Below are 12,208 nucleotides of genomic sequence, written 5' to 3' on the forward strand. Positions count from 1 at the left end.
GTGCCCGGGCCTTGGACGGGGTGGGGACCCCTTGGTTTTAGTTGAAGGCTTCCCCGGGCTTCACGCCCATCGCCTTCAGGATCATCGCCAGCGGACAGAAGCCGGTGAAGGCGGACTGCAACAGGTTCGCGCCGACGAACAGGGTCAGGATCAGCCACATCGGGGTGAAGACCCACCCGAGGATGGCGCTGATGATCACGACGGTGCCGGCGAAGGCGAGGACGATGCGGTCAATGCTCATGGATGGTGTCTCCTGGTTAAGTATTAGTGAAGTCTAATATGCAGTCTGACGCTCACGAACACAAGGGGCGCGTAGTCGATGGGGTTCCCTCGCCATCCACCGCGCGGGCCGGGTTCAGGGGAAGATTTCGCCGGGCTTGAGCCCCATGGATTTCAGGATCATCACCAGCGGGCAGAAGCCGGTAAACGAGGCCTGAATCAGGTGGATGCCCATGAAGACGGCGAGCAGCAGCCACCAGGGGCTGGCCAGCCAGGTGAGCAGTACGCTGACCAGGACGACAATACCGGCAAACAAAATGAAGAAACGGTCGGTGGACATGAGCACTCCCTCCCTTGTTACTACCCAGTAGATAGCACCGGCGCAGGGGTTCGGCAAGCATCCGTCCGAATGCCAGCCTGGGGAAGGCTGATCAACGCACGCGTTCGCGCTCGAGCGGCAACGCTGTCGGTGGGCAGAATCGGCCAAGCCCCGGCGTTCCATCGGTCGTGGGGTGGGTCCTCCACGCTCCCCGATCTGCGTTGCGACCTCCAATGAGAGGACACAGGCCGGTAGCGCGTCTACCCGTCTGCGTGCCGTATCGGGTTGCGGAAAACACGGGGTGCCAACGCGGACGTACGCATGGATCCGTGTCTCTCTAGCGTTCCTCGATGGAGGTGTAGTCGCGCGAGCGGTAGCCGGTGTAGAGCTGGCGCGGGCGGCCGATGCGGGATTCGGGATCCTGCATCATTTCGTTCCAGTGCGAGATCCAGCCGACGGTACGGGCGAGGGCGAAGATCACGGTGAACATGTTCAGCGGGATGCCCATCGCGCGCAGGATGATGCCGGAGTAGAAGTCCACGTTGGGGTAGAGCTTGCGCTCGATGAAGTAGTCGTCCTCCATCGCGATACGTTCCAGCTCCATGGCGACGTCGAACAGGGGCTGGTTATCGGCGCCCATGTCGCCCATCTCCGCCAGCAGGTCGTGGCACATCTTGCGGATGATCTTGGCGCGCGGATCGTAGTTCTTGTACACGCGATGGCCGAAGCCCATCAGGCGGAAGGAGTCGTTCTTGTCCTTCGCGCGGGCCACGAAGTCCTCCACGCTCTTGTCGGAGTGCACGATCTCCTCGAGCATGCGGATGACCTTCTCGTTCGCACCCCCATGCAGTGGCCCCCAAAGCGAGGCGATACCGGCGGAGATCGCGGCAAACGGGTTGGCCTCGGAGGAGCCGGACAGGCGCACGGTGGAGGTCGAGGCGTTCTGCTCGTGGTCGGCGTGCAGGATCAGGATCAGGTCGAGCGCGCGCACGAACACCGGGTTCGGCTGGTAGGGCTCGCTGGGCACGCCGAACATCATCGCCAGGAAGTTGGCGGTGTAGGACAGGTTGTTGTCCGGGTACATGAACGGCTGGCCGTTGGCGTACTTGTACGACCAGGCGGCGATGGTGGGCATCTTGGAGATCAGCCGGTGCGCGGCGATGCGCCGATGTTCCGGGTTATGCACGTCCACGTTGTCGTGATAGAAGGCCGACAGCGCGCCGACCACACCGACCATGATTGCCATTGGATGCGCGTCGTGGCGGAAGCCGTCGAAGAAGCGGCGCACGGCCTCGTGCAGCATCGAGTGCTCCTTGATGATGCGCGAGAAGTCGTGCAGGTCGTCGGCGGCAGGCAGGTCGCCGTTCAGCAGCAGATAGCAGACCTCGAGATAGGTGCTCTCTTCCGCCAACTGTTCAATCGGGTAGCCGCGGTAGAGCAGGGTGCCCTCGTCGCCGTCGATGAAGGTGACGTCCGAACGACAGCTGGCCGTGGACATGAACCCCGGGTCATAGGTGAAGTAGCCGAGCTCCTTGTACAGGGTGCGGACATCCAGGCAGTTCGGGCCGTGCGAGCCCTCCTGGATCGGCAGTTCGATGCTCTTGCCGGTGGTGTTGTCGGTCAGCGTGACGGTTTTGCTCATGAAACGGCCTCGTAGCGAAGGGGACGTCCGGATGCGGATTAGGTGAATGGTAAACCATCGACCGGCCCGCGGCAGAGGGGTGCGTGAAGTGTGTTGGGCCCGGAGGAAAAGGGCGATCGTGCTTGCAGCGCGAGGGCCTCAGGGCCCGGGGGTTCCGCGGCGCTGGCGCTTGTCGGCGTACATCGCGGCATCGGCGCTGGTCTGGGCCTCGGGCAGGGACCCGCTGACGGTGCGGCAGGCGTAACCGATGGAGGCCGATACACCGGCCTCTTGCAGCCCCGCACGCAGCCGGTTCGCGATCCCGGGGAGGTGGTCGGCCGGCGTCTCCGGCAGCAGCACGCCAAACTCGTCTCCACCCAGGCGGGCAACGATGTCGATTTCGCGACTGGCATCCCGCAGGGCCTGGCCAGCCGCCTTGATCAATCGGTCGCCGGCGTCATGGCCTTCCTGGTCGTTGACGGTCTTCAGGTTGTCGAGGTCGATGGCGACGAGACCCGCCGGGAGGCTGTGATCCTGGCAGCGCTGTTCCTCGGCGCTCAACGCGAGTAGCCAGCCGCGCCGGTTGTAGGTGCCGGTAAGGGCGTCGTTGTAGGCCTCCAGTCGCAGGGCCTCGCGCTCGCGTTCAAGTTCGTCGATCTGGCGGCGCTGGCGGATCAGTGACTCGATGACGGTGACGGCGGCCTGGATCTGTTCCGATTGCGCTTCGATGTCGGCCGATATGGGTTCCGGGTTCATCGCGCACAGCACGCCGTACATCTCGTACTCACGGTCCTGCACCGGAAATCCGATGTAGCTGCCGATGGCGGGGGGATCGGGTTGTGCGGCGAGGGCTTCCCGGTAGGCGGGAACCTGTTGTACGTCCGGTGTGATTCGCGGGCCGCGTTCGGCGAGCATGCGGATGCAGAAGGAATTGCTCCAGTCAAAGGCCGTGCCGGCCTGAATGCCGTAGCCGTGGTCGTCGGCGCGCACAACGATCTGCTCGTTGTCCTCGATGCGGGTCAGCATCCAGACGTCCAGGGGGGCGATCCGGTGGAGCAGTTTCAGGACATGATCGACCCCGAGGTTGAACGGCGAGGGCGCGGGATCGGGGAGGTCGAAGATTCGGGCCATGGGACAATCCGTCGAGACGGTGGGGCGGCGGTTCGCCGCGCAGGATGGAAAAAGTCTAGGAGATCGCGGGTCGCGCTGCCGGTCGCAGTTCGCGTTCCGCGCGCTTCAGTGCGTGTTCCAGGCTTCCGGCACCGGGTTCGCGCATGGCGTGGCCAATGGCCGCGGGGATGGCCTTTGCGGACAGGGCCTGGCGGATGTGTCGCGCCCGCGCCGCCAGGGGCTGCGCCCTCAGGTCGATCGCGAGCAGGCCGAAGCGGGTGCCACCGAGTCGACCGATCAGGTCGGTGGGGCCTGCCAGGCCCTGCAGGGCGAGGATCGCGCGAACCAGTTCGGTGTCATCCTGAATGCCCGTGCTGTCCACGCTCGAGTCCCCGGGGAAGAGATCGAACAGGATGATGCCGGCGGGTTGGCCGCTCTGTTGGCAGCGGGTCTCCTCGGCGTCCAGCGCGAGCTCCCAGCCGTGGCGGTTGAGCACGCCGGTCAGGGGATCACCGTGGGCGGCCAGGGCAGCGTGCTGGCGCAGCCGGTCCAGCCCCTCGGCGCGCTGGCTGAGACGCAGCAGGTGGCCCAGCGATCCTGCCAGGGCACGAACGACCGCCTCATGGTGTTCGATGGCGGAGTCCATGGGTTCGGGATGCAATCCGCAAAGCGTGCCGAAGAGTTCGCCATCGGCATCGTACAGCGGGAATCCGATGTAGCAGCCAATCGTTGCGACCTCATTGATCGGGGCACTGGCATACGCTGGAACCGAGCGTGCGTCCGCGGCGATGTTCGGTCCATCTCCGGCGTTCATGTGTACGCAGTAGGAGTGCTGCCAGCTGAATGCGGCCCCGGGGCGGATGCGCGGTGCGTGGCCGTGGGTGTGCAAAACCACCCAGTCGTCGGACTCGACCCGCGTGAGCATCCACATGTCCAGCGGGATCAACGCCTGCAGGGCGCTCAGGATGGCGTCGACGGCTCCGGAGAAGTCGTCGGCCAGCGCGGTTGCAAGGGTGGCCCTGGGCATCGGAGGCTCAGCTCGGTTGGGTCGAGCCTGTCATCCTACAGGCGCGGGAGTTCCGGGTGCGACAGCTGCCCACCGTGGACGTGCTGGCGCCCGAACTCGGCGCAGCGGGCGAGCGTGGGGATGGCCTTGCCGGGGTTGAGCAGCCCCAGCGGGTCGAACGCGCGGCGCAGGTGGTGAAACTGCTCCAGTTCCGGCGCGGCGAACTGCACGCACATGCCGTCCAGCTTTTCCACGCCTACGCCGTGTTCCCCGGTGACGGTGCCACCGACCTCGACGCAGAGTTCGAGGATCTGTTGGCCGAAGGCCTCCGCGGTTTCCAGTTGCCCGGGCTGGTTGGCGTCGTAGAGGATCAGTGGATGCAGATTGCCGTCACCGGCGTGGAACACGTTGCACACGCCGAGGCCAACCTCGCGCGACAGGGTGTTGATTCGTTCCAGCACCGTCCCGATCTGGTGGCGCGGGATGGTCCCGTCCATGCAGTAGTAGTCCGGCGAGATACGCCCGGCGGCAGGGAACGCGGCCTTGCGCCCGGCCCAGAACAATGCGCGTTCGGCGTCGTCGCGGGCGGTGTGCACCTCGGTGGCGCCCAGATCCAGGAGCTTCTGGCGTACCACCATGACGTCCTCGGAGACCTCGGCGTTGGTGCCGTCGAGCTCGCACAAGAGGATCGCGGCCGCCTCTACCGGGTAGCCGGCGTGGACGAAGTCCTCCGCAGCGCGGATGGCAGCGTTGTCCATCATTTCCAGCCCGGCGGGAATCAGTCCGGCCGCGATGATGCCTGCCACTGCGCGTCCGGCGGCCTCGGCCTGGTCAAAGCTGGCCAGCAGGACCTGGGTGCGCTCGGGGCGGGGCAGCAGGCGCACGGTGACTTCGGTGACGATGCCCAGCATGCCCTCCGAGCCAACCATGAAGGCGAGCAGGTCCAGTCCGGCACTATCCAGCGTCTTGCCGCCGAGGCGGATGATCTCGCCATCCAGGGTGACCAGCTCCAGCCCGATCACGTTGTGCACGGTGAGTCCGTACTTGAGGCAATGCACGCCCCCGGCGTTCTCGGCCACGTTGCCGCCGATGGAGCAGGCGATCTGCGAGGAGGGGTCGGGCGCATAGTAGAGCCCTTGCGGGGCCGCCGCCTCGGAGATCGCGAGGTTGCGCACGCCGGGCTGGACGACCGCGCAGCGGTTGTCGGCATCGATCTCCAGGATGCGATTGAAGCGCGCCAGGGACAGCAGCAGCCCAGTCTCGCTGGGCAGGGCGCCGCCGGACAGCCCGGTGCCAGCCCCGCGCGGCACGATCGGGACCCCGTGCTCGCGGCAGAGCCGCAGGCAGGTCAGCAGTTCCTCGTGGGTTCGTGGCAGGGCCACGGCCCCGGGGATCTGGCGGTAGGCGGAGAGGCCGTCGCACTCGTAGGCTCGGCGTTCCGCGGCCTCGACCACCAGGGCGTCCGAGGGCAGCTCGGTGGTCAGACCCTCAATGACCGCGGCCAGCGCCTGTGCGGCGGCTTCGGTCGGCGGTGTGGCGGGATGGGCGCTCATGGCCTCGATGGTAGGGGTCTGCTGGGTCCGTGCGAGGTGATCGCATAAACTGTGGGTCTTTTCCGCAAGCGGGACGTGATGATGGGCATTGGGCTGGGCTCGTATCTGGCAGTGGCGGCAGGCGGTGCGCTGGGCTCGGCACTGCGGCTGGGGATGCAGGAGTGGATGGTGGCGCACTTCGGGCGTGCCTTTCCCTGGGGTACGTTGAGCATCAACATCCTCGGCTCGTTCCTGATCGGTGTGCTGGCCGTGGTTCTGGTGGAGCGCCTGGAACTGCACCCGGCCTGGCGCTTGTTGCTGGTCGTCGGGGTGCTGGGTGGCTTTACGACATTTTCCACCTTCTCCCTGGAAGTCGTTCACATGGTAGATGTAGGCGCCTGGGCGCGTGCACTGGGCTACATGCTCGCGAGCCTGCTGGTCTGCGTGCTGGCTGCGGCAGCCGGGCTCCACGGTACTCGATTCCTGCTGGGGGTCGGGCCGGTCGCCTCGTGAGGGCATTGGCCGCGACCGTGGACGCCACGGGACGGCAACCGTAGACTTCCCCGTCGTTCTTTCCACCCCTTGCCGGAAATCCGTCATGCTTGATATCCACAGCCTGCGCCAGGACCTGGATGCGACTGCCACCGCTCTGGAACGCCGTGGCTATACCCTGGACCGCGAACGCTTCAAGGCCCTGGAGGCCCGGCGCAAGGCGTTGCAGGTGCGCACCCAGGAGCTGCAGGCCGACCGCAACACCCGCTCCAAGGGTATCGGGCAGGCGAAGGCGCGGGGCGAGGACATCGAGCCGCTGAAGGCCGAGGTCGGGCGCCTGGGCGACGAGCTCAAGCAGTGCGAGACCGATCTGCACGGGGTCCAGCAGGAGCTGGATGCGATGCTGATGCAGATCCCGAATCTGCCGCAGGCGGACGTGCCCGACGGACTGGACGAAAAAGACAACGTCGAGGTCCGCCGCGAGGGAACCCCGCGGACCTTTGATTTCACGCCGCGCGATCACGTGGACCTGGGCCTGCCCGGTGGCTGGCTGGACTTCGAGGCCGCAGTGCGGGTGGCCGGTTCGCGTTTCGTGGTGATGCGCGGTCAGATGGCGCGCCTGCACCGGGCACTGACCCAGTTCATGCTCGATCTCCATACTGGCGAACACGGCTACCAGGAGACCTACGTCCCCTATCTGGCCAATCCCGAATCGCTGGAGGGGACCGGGCAGTTGCCGAAGTTCGACGATGACCTGTTCTCGGTCGACTGTGACCAGCGCTACCGTCTGATCCCCACCGCCGAGGTCACCCTGACCAACCTGGTGCGCGAGCAGATCCTCGATGCCGAGGCCTTGCCGCTGAAGATGGTGGCCCACACCCCGTGTTTTCGTTCCGAGGCGGGTAGCTATGGGCGCGACGTGCGCGGCCTGATCCGGCAGCACCAGTTCGAGAAGGTGGAGCTGGTGCAGATTGTGCAGCCGGAGAGCTCGGATGCCGCGCTGGAGGAACTCCTGAGCCATGCCGAGCGGGTCTTGCAGGCGCTGGAACTTCCGTACCGCGTGATGCTCCTGAGCGCCGGGGACATGGGCTTTGCCGCGGCGCGCACCTATGACCTGGAAGTCTGGCTGCCGGCCCAGGATGCTTACCGCGAGATCTCCTCTTGCTCCAACTTCCAGGCCTTCCAGGCGCGCCGCATGCAGGCGCGCTTCCGACCGAAGGCGGGCGAACGCCCGGAGCTGGTGCACACCATCAACGGGTCCGGGGTTGCGGTGGGCCGGGCCCTGGTCGCGCTGCTGGAGAATCACCAGCAGGCAGACGGCTCGATCCACATCCCGGAAAAACTGCGCCCGTATCTCGGGGGAACCTCGGTGATGGAGCCGCCGTCCGAATAGGAGGTCCACCGGGAGTCTTCTCGACGTGAATAACGCCCTTGGCAGGAAGAATTGGTTGGGTTGGCTGGCGAGCGTCGTCTCGCTGGTGGGCATGGTGGTGTTGTTCGCGACCGCCTCTGTGGCGGACGAATCCGTCGAAGCCGACGAGGGGATCGTGTTCGATGACACCCCGCGCCCGATTGGGCTGCATACGCCCGACTGGTTCGAGCTGAGCTTCCTCGATCTGCGCGAGGACCTGGAAGACGCGGTGGAGCAGGGAAAGATGGGGCTGGCCGTCTACTTTGGCATGGATGACTGCCCCTATTGCGAGGCGCTGTTTGACAAGAACTTCGCACAGGACGATATCCGCGAGTACCTGGCGTCACACTTCAACGTGGTGGCCATCGACGCGCTGGGCACACGTGAAGTCACGGACCTGGACGGCGAGACCTGGCTCGAACGGCGCTACGCCGCCGAACAACGGCTGAACTTTACCCCCTCGATTGCCTTTTACGACGAGGACGGCGAGCGCATCCATCAGATGCGCGGTTACTACCCACCATACCGGTTCCGCGCGCTGCTGGAATACGTGATTGACCGGCATGACCGCGAGGAGAGTTTTCGCGACTATCTAGAGCGCGCCGACCCACCGCCAAAGTTCGATCTCGACGACATCAACCAGCGGGAGTTCTTCATCAACCAGCCGTATGCGCTGGATCGGAGCCGAATCCCCGCCGAACGCCCACTGGTGGTGTTCTTTGAGCGCGAGGCCTGCCATGCCTGCGATATCATGCACTCCGAGCCGCTGCAGCAGGACGAGGTGCTGGAGCGCATCGGCCTGATGGATGCGGTGCAGCTGGATGCCGACGATGCCGATACGCCGGTGCTGACGCCGGGTGGCGACCGCACCAACGCAAAAGACTGGGCCGCGGAACTGGGTGTGCACTGGGCGCCCACGCTCATTTTCTTCGACGAGCGCGGCGAAGAGATTATCCGCATCGATTCGGTCGTCCACCAGAATCGGCTGCGCAACGTGCTGGACTTCGTCCTGACCCGTGGGTACGAGGATTATCCGACCTTCGAACGCTGGCGTGCCCAGCAGCCGCCGCGCCCCTGACCACGCCGCTGACTCAAGGAATCATCCCTTTGCATTTCGACCGTGACTTCGTAATCCGCAACCGTGAAGTGCTGGAAGGCATCGTTGCCCGTTCCCACCGCGTAGCGCTGGGAATCTTCGCGCTGACCTTCGGGGGCTACGGGGCGGCGGTATGGCTCTGGTTCCAGGACAACGTGTGGGCCGCCCTGGTGGTGGCGACGCTCAGCTATCTGGTGTTCCGCCAGTTCCGCATGCTGGCGCTGGGCGTAGCGCGCATGCCGCTACGCGGCGATGCGGAGGCGGTGGAGGCGCTCAAGGCGATCGATATGGCGCTGGAACAGGACAAGCCCCACCCGGTACTGGCCGAGGTCGAGGCGCATCTGCGGGCGCTGGAAGAGGCGCCCGCAACGCAGGAGGAACGCGAGGCCGCGGGCCCGGGCGATTCGAAGAAGGGCGCCGGCAAGGGCGACTGACAGCGACCTGTGGTCGCCGGATCAGAGCTCGACGGGTACGCCCAGTTTCTGCTCGATGACCCGCACCAGGGTCGCGTGCAGCTCTTCGCCATTGCGATCGTCGATCCAGGTGCCTTCCTCCTCGGAATAGCCGAAATGAGCCGGTCCTTCGGGCGAGGAGAGCCAGATCTGCTGTGCGGCCTCCTGGCGGTTCAGGATCAACTGGGCGCCATCGTCGAATTCGATCGTCATCACGCCGTCGATCAGGTCAATGTCCAGGTCGTCCAGCGCGCTTTGCTCGGTGAGGCGGGTCTGGATGTCGTCCAGGGTGTTTTCGGCGAATACGGCGAAGGAGGTCTGGCTCATGGGGATCTCGATACGGTCGGGAAGAGGGGGGTGGCTGCGCCGTGATTATAGGTCAGCTGCGCCAGGCGGCAATGGCCAACCCGGCCCAGCCGAGGATAAACGCGGTGCCGCCCAGCGGTGCAATCGCGCCGAGGATACGGGGTGCGCCGAGCGCCAGGGCATACAGGCTCCCAGAGAACAGCAGGATGCCGATCACGAACGCCACAGCACTGGCAGCGGCCCAGCCGTTGGCCAGGTGGGCCCACAACGCCGCGACCAGCAGCAGGGCCAGGGCATGGATGAAGTGATACTGGACGCCGGTATGCCAGGTCGCGAGGGCCTGTTCCGTCAGGCGTTCCTGCAGGGCGTGGGCGCCGAAGGCGCCGAGGACGACGGCAGTCCCTCCCAGCAGGGCAGCGATGACAACAAGGGGGCGAATCAGCGGTTCGCTGGCCCCCATCAGGCGTCGTCGCCCATCTCGCTGTCGATGTCCTGGCCGGCGACCCAGCCGTGCTCGCGGGCGCGCTCGATGGCTTCGTTATGGATGCGCTCATGGCGCTCGCGCAGCTCGGGCGGGAGGTTGCTGATGCGCAGGCTGTATTTGTCCCACTCGGCGTTGACCTGGTCATGCAGCATCTGGATGCGCGAGACATCCCAGCCATCGCAGGTTTCGTCCTCCGGGAGGATGCCGAATACCCAGGCATCGCGGATGAAATTGCCGATGGGGGTCATGCCGGCGTACATATCGTTGTACAGGCCTACGTAGGTGCGACTGGAGCGTTTGGGTTCATTCATGCTGCATAGTCTAGGGAAATACTGATGAATGTACACACTCGCGTTGGCACCCCTGGTTGCCCGAGACAAGGCGCGCCGTGCAGCGGGTAGTGGTTCTACCCGCCCGTTTTTGATGTCTTCGGGGCGCAACGCAGGATCGGGGAACCTGGGGTGCCAACCCCATAAACCATTGAATGAAGGGGCTCGGCCGCTTTTGCGTGCGCCCAGCGTTGCGGCTCGCTTATGTAGCTCGGCTACACTTCGCTCACCGCGCCTTGTTCGCACGCAAAAGCGACTCGAGCGCGAGGGTGTACATTCATCAGTATTTCCCTCGGCGTGCGTCCGTCTCAGGCAAAGCGATTTCGACGCGGGTTCCGGGGGCTTCCGGACGCGAACGGGGATACCAGGTGCACGCAACAAACGACTCGCTGACTCGGGTACGCATCCGCGCCCTGATCAAACTGATGGTTCTCGGGGCCGCCCTGCTGCTGGTTGGGGTGATGCTCCGGTACGCCTTTTCCGGACCGGGCGATACCCGTGGCGAGACGCTGCGGGTGGATCTTGCCGAGATTGCCCCGGGCGAGGCCCTGCGTGTGATTCACGGTAGCCGCCACGTGCTTGTGGTCCATCGCGATGCTGCGTGGCAGGCCGCCCTGGCCGGTGATGACGAGCTGGTCGACCCGGAGGCCCGCCGCGGCCAGCAACCGGACGGGCTGGATCGGCCATTGCGCAGCTTCCGGCCCGAGTGGCTGGTGGTGATCGGCGAAAGTGCGGATCTGGGGTGCGAGCTGGACCTGGTCCACCCGGACGAGGCCGACGGCTGGAGCGGTGGCTTTGTCGACCGCTGCCGGGGCGGACGTTACGACGGCGCCGGCCGCGTATATGCGGATCAATCGGCCCGGCGCAACCTGCCCATCCCCGACTATCGCTTCGCCGGGGATGACCAACTGATCCTGGGCAGACCGTGAAGGTGACCTCACAAGCGGCCCTGGCTCTTTCACCGGGCCCCAGGGGTGACGTGGTTCCGGCAGGCGCCAACTCGCTATGCGGGTGCCTCTGCGGACGCGGAAAACCGTGTCCGGCCTGGACGGTCTGAGTCAGCCGTCCTCCACCTTCGCGAGGGTGATGGCAGGGTAGAGGTCAAAGCGCACGCTCTTGCCCTTGATGCTCGCCTGGGGCGACTCGGGACCGAGGGCGGGCGCATGCAGCGGGCGCTTGACGATGACGCGACGTTCCACGTTCTGGCGCAGGGTGGCCAGGGTTTGCTCCGCGTCGGGGTCGGCCGCCTCGGGCATCAGCGCCTGCATCAGCTGCATGTCCTTTTTCACCGCGGCCCGCTTGGCCCGTTCCGGGAACATGGGATCGAAGACCGCGGCCATTGCCGGGACGGCGAGATGCGCTGGATCGGCCTTCCCCTCGTGCAGGGTGATGCGTCCGATGATGGGCGCGAGTTCCGGACTGGCCGCCGCGCGTTCCAGCGCGTCGGCGAGCAGGTGGTACACCACGGGATGCCGCTCCCAGGCCGTGACCCGGAAGCCGTGCGCGGCCAGCAGGAGGGTGTCGCGGCCCAGGCCGGCGGAGGCATCCAGCACATGACCGTCACGCGGGAGTCTGCCGAAGGCGCGGATCAGGCCCTCGCGCTGGTGACCGGCATGGGCGAGGCGGTAGCCCTGGCGCCCGGCGGCAAAGTCCAGCTGCAGTCGCAGCGGCGGGTGTACGTCCTCGCGGACCAGTTCGAGCCCGCGGTCTCCCGTCTCCAGCACGAGCGTGGCTTCCCCGGCATGGGCGTAGCCGCGCGCCGCCAAGGCCTGGCGCAGTGCGTTGGCGGCGGACTCGTGGCCGGGGGCCGCGCGTACGGTGAGTGGCATGG

Annotated in this window: 15 protein-coding genes; 5 read left to right on the forward strand and 10 right to left on the reverse strand. The window is 65.9% G+C overall.

Annotated elements, in window-relative coordinates; translation table 11 throughout:
• Window positions 1-37: 37 nt before the first annotated feature.
• From G333_RS0107545 to G333_RS0107570, 6 genes are all read right to left on the reverse strand, one after another.
• Window positions 38-241, reverse strand: coding sequence for a DUF2892 domain-containing protein (locus tag G333_RS0107545; protein ID WP_018145532.1), 204 nt, complete (start codon window positions 239-241; stop codon window positions 38-40).
• Between the two features lie 114 nt (window positions 242-355).
• Window positions 356-559, reverse strand: a complete 204-nt coding sequence (locus G333_RS0107550; RefSeq protein WP_018145533.1) for a DUF2892 domain-containing protein — start codon at window positions 557-559, stop codon at window positions 356-358.
• A 316-nt stretch (window positions 560-875) separates the two neighbouring features.
• Complete coding sequence (locus tag G333_RS0107555) at window positions 876-2,180, reverse strand: citrate synthase (RefSeq protein WP_018169899.1); 1,305 nt, start codon at window positions 2,178-2,180, stop codon at window positions 876-878.
• A 138-nt stretch (window positions 2,181-2,318) separates the two neighbouring features.
• Window positions 2,319-3,290 carry a sensor domain-containing diguanylate cyclase gene (locus G333_RS0107560; RefSeq protein WP_019628110.1) on the reverse strand — a complete coding sequence of 324 codons (972 nt, stop codon included), beginning with the start codon at window positions 3,288-3,290 and terminating at the stop codon, window positions 2,319-2,321.
• 55 nt (window positions 3,291-3,345) lie between these two features.
• Complete coding sequence (locus G333_RS0107565; protein WP_019628111.1) at window positions 3,346-4,296, reverse strand: GGDEF domain-containing protein; 951 nt, start codon at window positions 4,294-4,296, stop codon at window positions 3,346-3,348.
• Window positions 4,297-4,331: 35 nt separating this feature from the next.
• Window positions 4,332-5,828, reverse strand: a complete 1,497-nt coding sequence (locus tag G333_RS0107570) for an FAD-linked oxidase C-terminal domain-containing protein (RefSeq protein WP_018951911.1) — start codon at window positions 5,826-5,828, stop codon at window positions 4,332-4,334.
• A gap of 81 nt (window positions 5,829-5,909) precedes the next feature.
• On the opposite strand from G333_RS0107570, the gene crcB reads away from it, so the two are divergent.
• From crcB to G333_RS0107590, 4 genes are all read left to right on the forward strand, one after another.
• Window positions 5,910-6,320: a fluoride efflux transporter CrcB gene (gene crcB / locus G333_RS0107575; protein ID WP_018145538.1), complete on the forward strand. Its 411-nt coding sequence runs from the start codon at window positions 5,910-5,912 to the stop codon at window positions 6,318-6,320.
• 85 nt (window positions 6,321-6,405) lie between these two features.
• Window positions 6,406-7,692: a serine--tRNA ligase gene (gene serS, locus G333_RS0107580; RefSeq protein ID WP_019628112.1), complete on the forward strand. Its 1,287-nt coding sequence runs from the start codon at window positions 6,406-6,408 to the stop codon at window positions 7,690-7,692.
• Window positions 7,693-7,783: 91 nt separating this feature from the next.
• Entirely contained in the window at window positions 7,784-8,788 is a 1,005-nt protein-coding gene (locus G333_RS0107585; protein ID WP_231373033.1) for a thioredoxin fold domain-containing protein, read from the forward strand.
• A gap of 29 nt (window positions 8,789-8,817) precedes the next feature.
• Window positions 8,818-9,240 (forward strand): hypothetical protein, encoded by a 423-nt coding sequence (locus G333_RS0107590; protein ID WP_019628114.1) that lies wholly within the window; start codon window positions 8,818-8,820, stop codon window positions 9,238-9,240.
• A 21-nt stretch (window positions 9,241-9,261) separates the two neighbouring features.
• On the opposite strand, the gene cyaY is transcribed toward G333_RS0107590, so the two are convergent.
• From cyaY to G333_RS0107605, 3 genes are read right to left on the reverse strand one after another with little or no spacing between them, the layout of a single operon-like run.
• Complete coding sequence (cyaY, locus tag G333_RS0107595; RefSeq protein ID WP_018951914.1) at window positions 9,262-9,585, reverse strand: iron donor protein CyaY; 324 nt, start codon at window positions 9,583-9,585, stop codon at window positions 9,262-9,264.
• Between the two features lie 52 nt (window positions 9,586-9,637).
• The gene (locus G333_RS0107600; protein WP_018938580.1) at window positions 9,638-10,024 is read right to left on the reverse strand and encodes a DUF423 domain-containing protein; all 387 of its coding nucleotides are present in this window, start codon (window positions 10,022-10,024) and stop codon (window positions 9,638-9,640) included.
• Entirely contained in the window at window positions 10,024-10,359 is a 336-nt protein-coding gene (locus G333_RS0107605; protein WP_018145544.1) for a hypothetical protein, read from the reverse strand. The genes G333_RS0107600 and G333_RS0107605 overlap by 1 nt, the downstream gene beginning before the upstream one ends.
• Before the next feature lie 386 nt (window positions 10,360-10,745).
• Here G333_RS0107605 and G333_RS0107610 point away from each other — a divergent pair, with 386 nt between their 5' ends.
• Complete coding sequence (locus tag G333_RS0107610; RefSeq protein ID WP_018169891.1) at window positions 10,746-11,306, forward strand: hypothetical protein; 561 nt, start codon at window positions 10,746-10,748, stop codon at window positions 11,304-11,306.
• 129 nt (window positions 11,307-11,435) lie between these two features.
• Here the strand turns inward: G333_RS0107610 and G333_RS0107615 are convergent, their stop codons facing one another.
• A complete protein-coding gene (locus tag G333_RS0107615) occupies window positions 11,436-12,206 on the reverse strand; it encodes a class I SAM-dependent methyltransferase (RefSeq protein WP_019628115.1) in 771 nt (256 codons plus the stop codon).
• Window positions 12,207-12,208 lie beyond the last annotated feature (2 nt).

The sequence above is a fragment of the Thioalkalivibrio sp. AKL10 genome (assembly GCF_000381845.1).
Classification (GTDB): domain Bacteria; phylum Pseudomonadota; class Gammaproteobacteria; order Ectothiorhodospirales; family Ectothiorhodospiraceae; genus Thioalkalivibrio; species Thioalkalivibrio versutus.

Coding starts and splice junctions, on each gene's coding strand:
- G333_RS0107545 (WP_018145532.1), bottom strand. CDS start 241: ATGAGCATTGACCGCATCGTCCTCGCCTTCGCCGGCACCGTCGTGATC.
- G333_RS0107550 (WP_018145533.1), bottom strand. CDS start 559: ATGTCCACCGACCGTTTCTTCATTTTGTTTGCCGGTATTGTCGTCCTG.
- G333_RS0107555 (WP_018169899.1), bottom strand. CDS start 2,180: ATGAGCAAAACCGTCACGCTGACCGACAACACCACCGGCAAGAGCATC.
- G333_RS0107560 (WP_019628110.1), bottom strand. CDS start 3,290: ATGGCCCGAATCTTCGACCTCCCCGATCCCGCGCCCTCGCCGTTCAAC.
- G333_RS0107565 (WP_019628111.1), bottom strand. CDS start 4,296: ATGCCCAGGGCCACCCTTGCAACCGCGCTGGCCGACGACTTCTCCGGA.
- G333_RS0107570 (WP_018951911.1), bottom strand. CDS start 5,828: ATGAGCGCCCATCCCGCCACACCGCCGACCGAAGCCGCCGCACAGGCG.
- crcB (WP_018145538.1), top strand. CDS start 5,910: ATGGGCATTGGGCTGGGCTCGTATCTGGCAGTGGCGGCAGGCGGTGCG.
- serS (WP_019628112.1), top strand. CDS start 6,406: ATGCTTGATATCCACAGCCTGCGCCAGGACCTGGATGCGACTGCCACC.
- G333_RS0107585 (WP_231373033.1), top strand. CDS start 7,784: ATGGTGGTGTTGTTCGCGACCGCCTCTGTGGCGGACGAATCCGTCGAA.
- cyaY (WP_018951914.1), bottom strand. CDS start 9,585: ATGAGCCAGACCTCCTTCGCCGTATTCGCCGAAAACACCCTGGACGAC.
- G333_RS0107600 (WP_018938580.1), bottom strand. CDS start 10,024: ATGGGGGCCAGCGAACCGCTGATTCGCCCCCTTGTTGTCATCGCTGCC.
- G333_RS0107605 (WP_018145544.1), bottom strand. CDS start 10,359: ATGAATGAACCCAAACGCTCCAGTCGCACCTACGTAGGCCTGTACAAC.
- G333_RS0107615 (WP_019628115.1), bottom strand. CDS start 12,206: ATGCCACTCACCGTACGCGCGGCCCCCGGCCACGAGTCCGCCGCCAAC.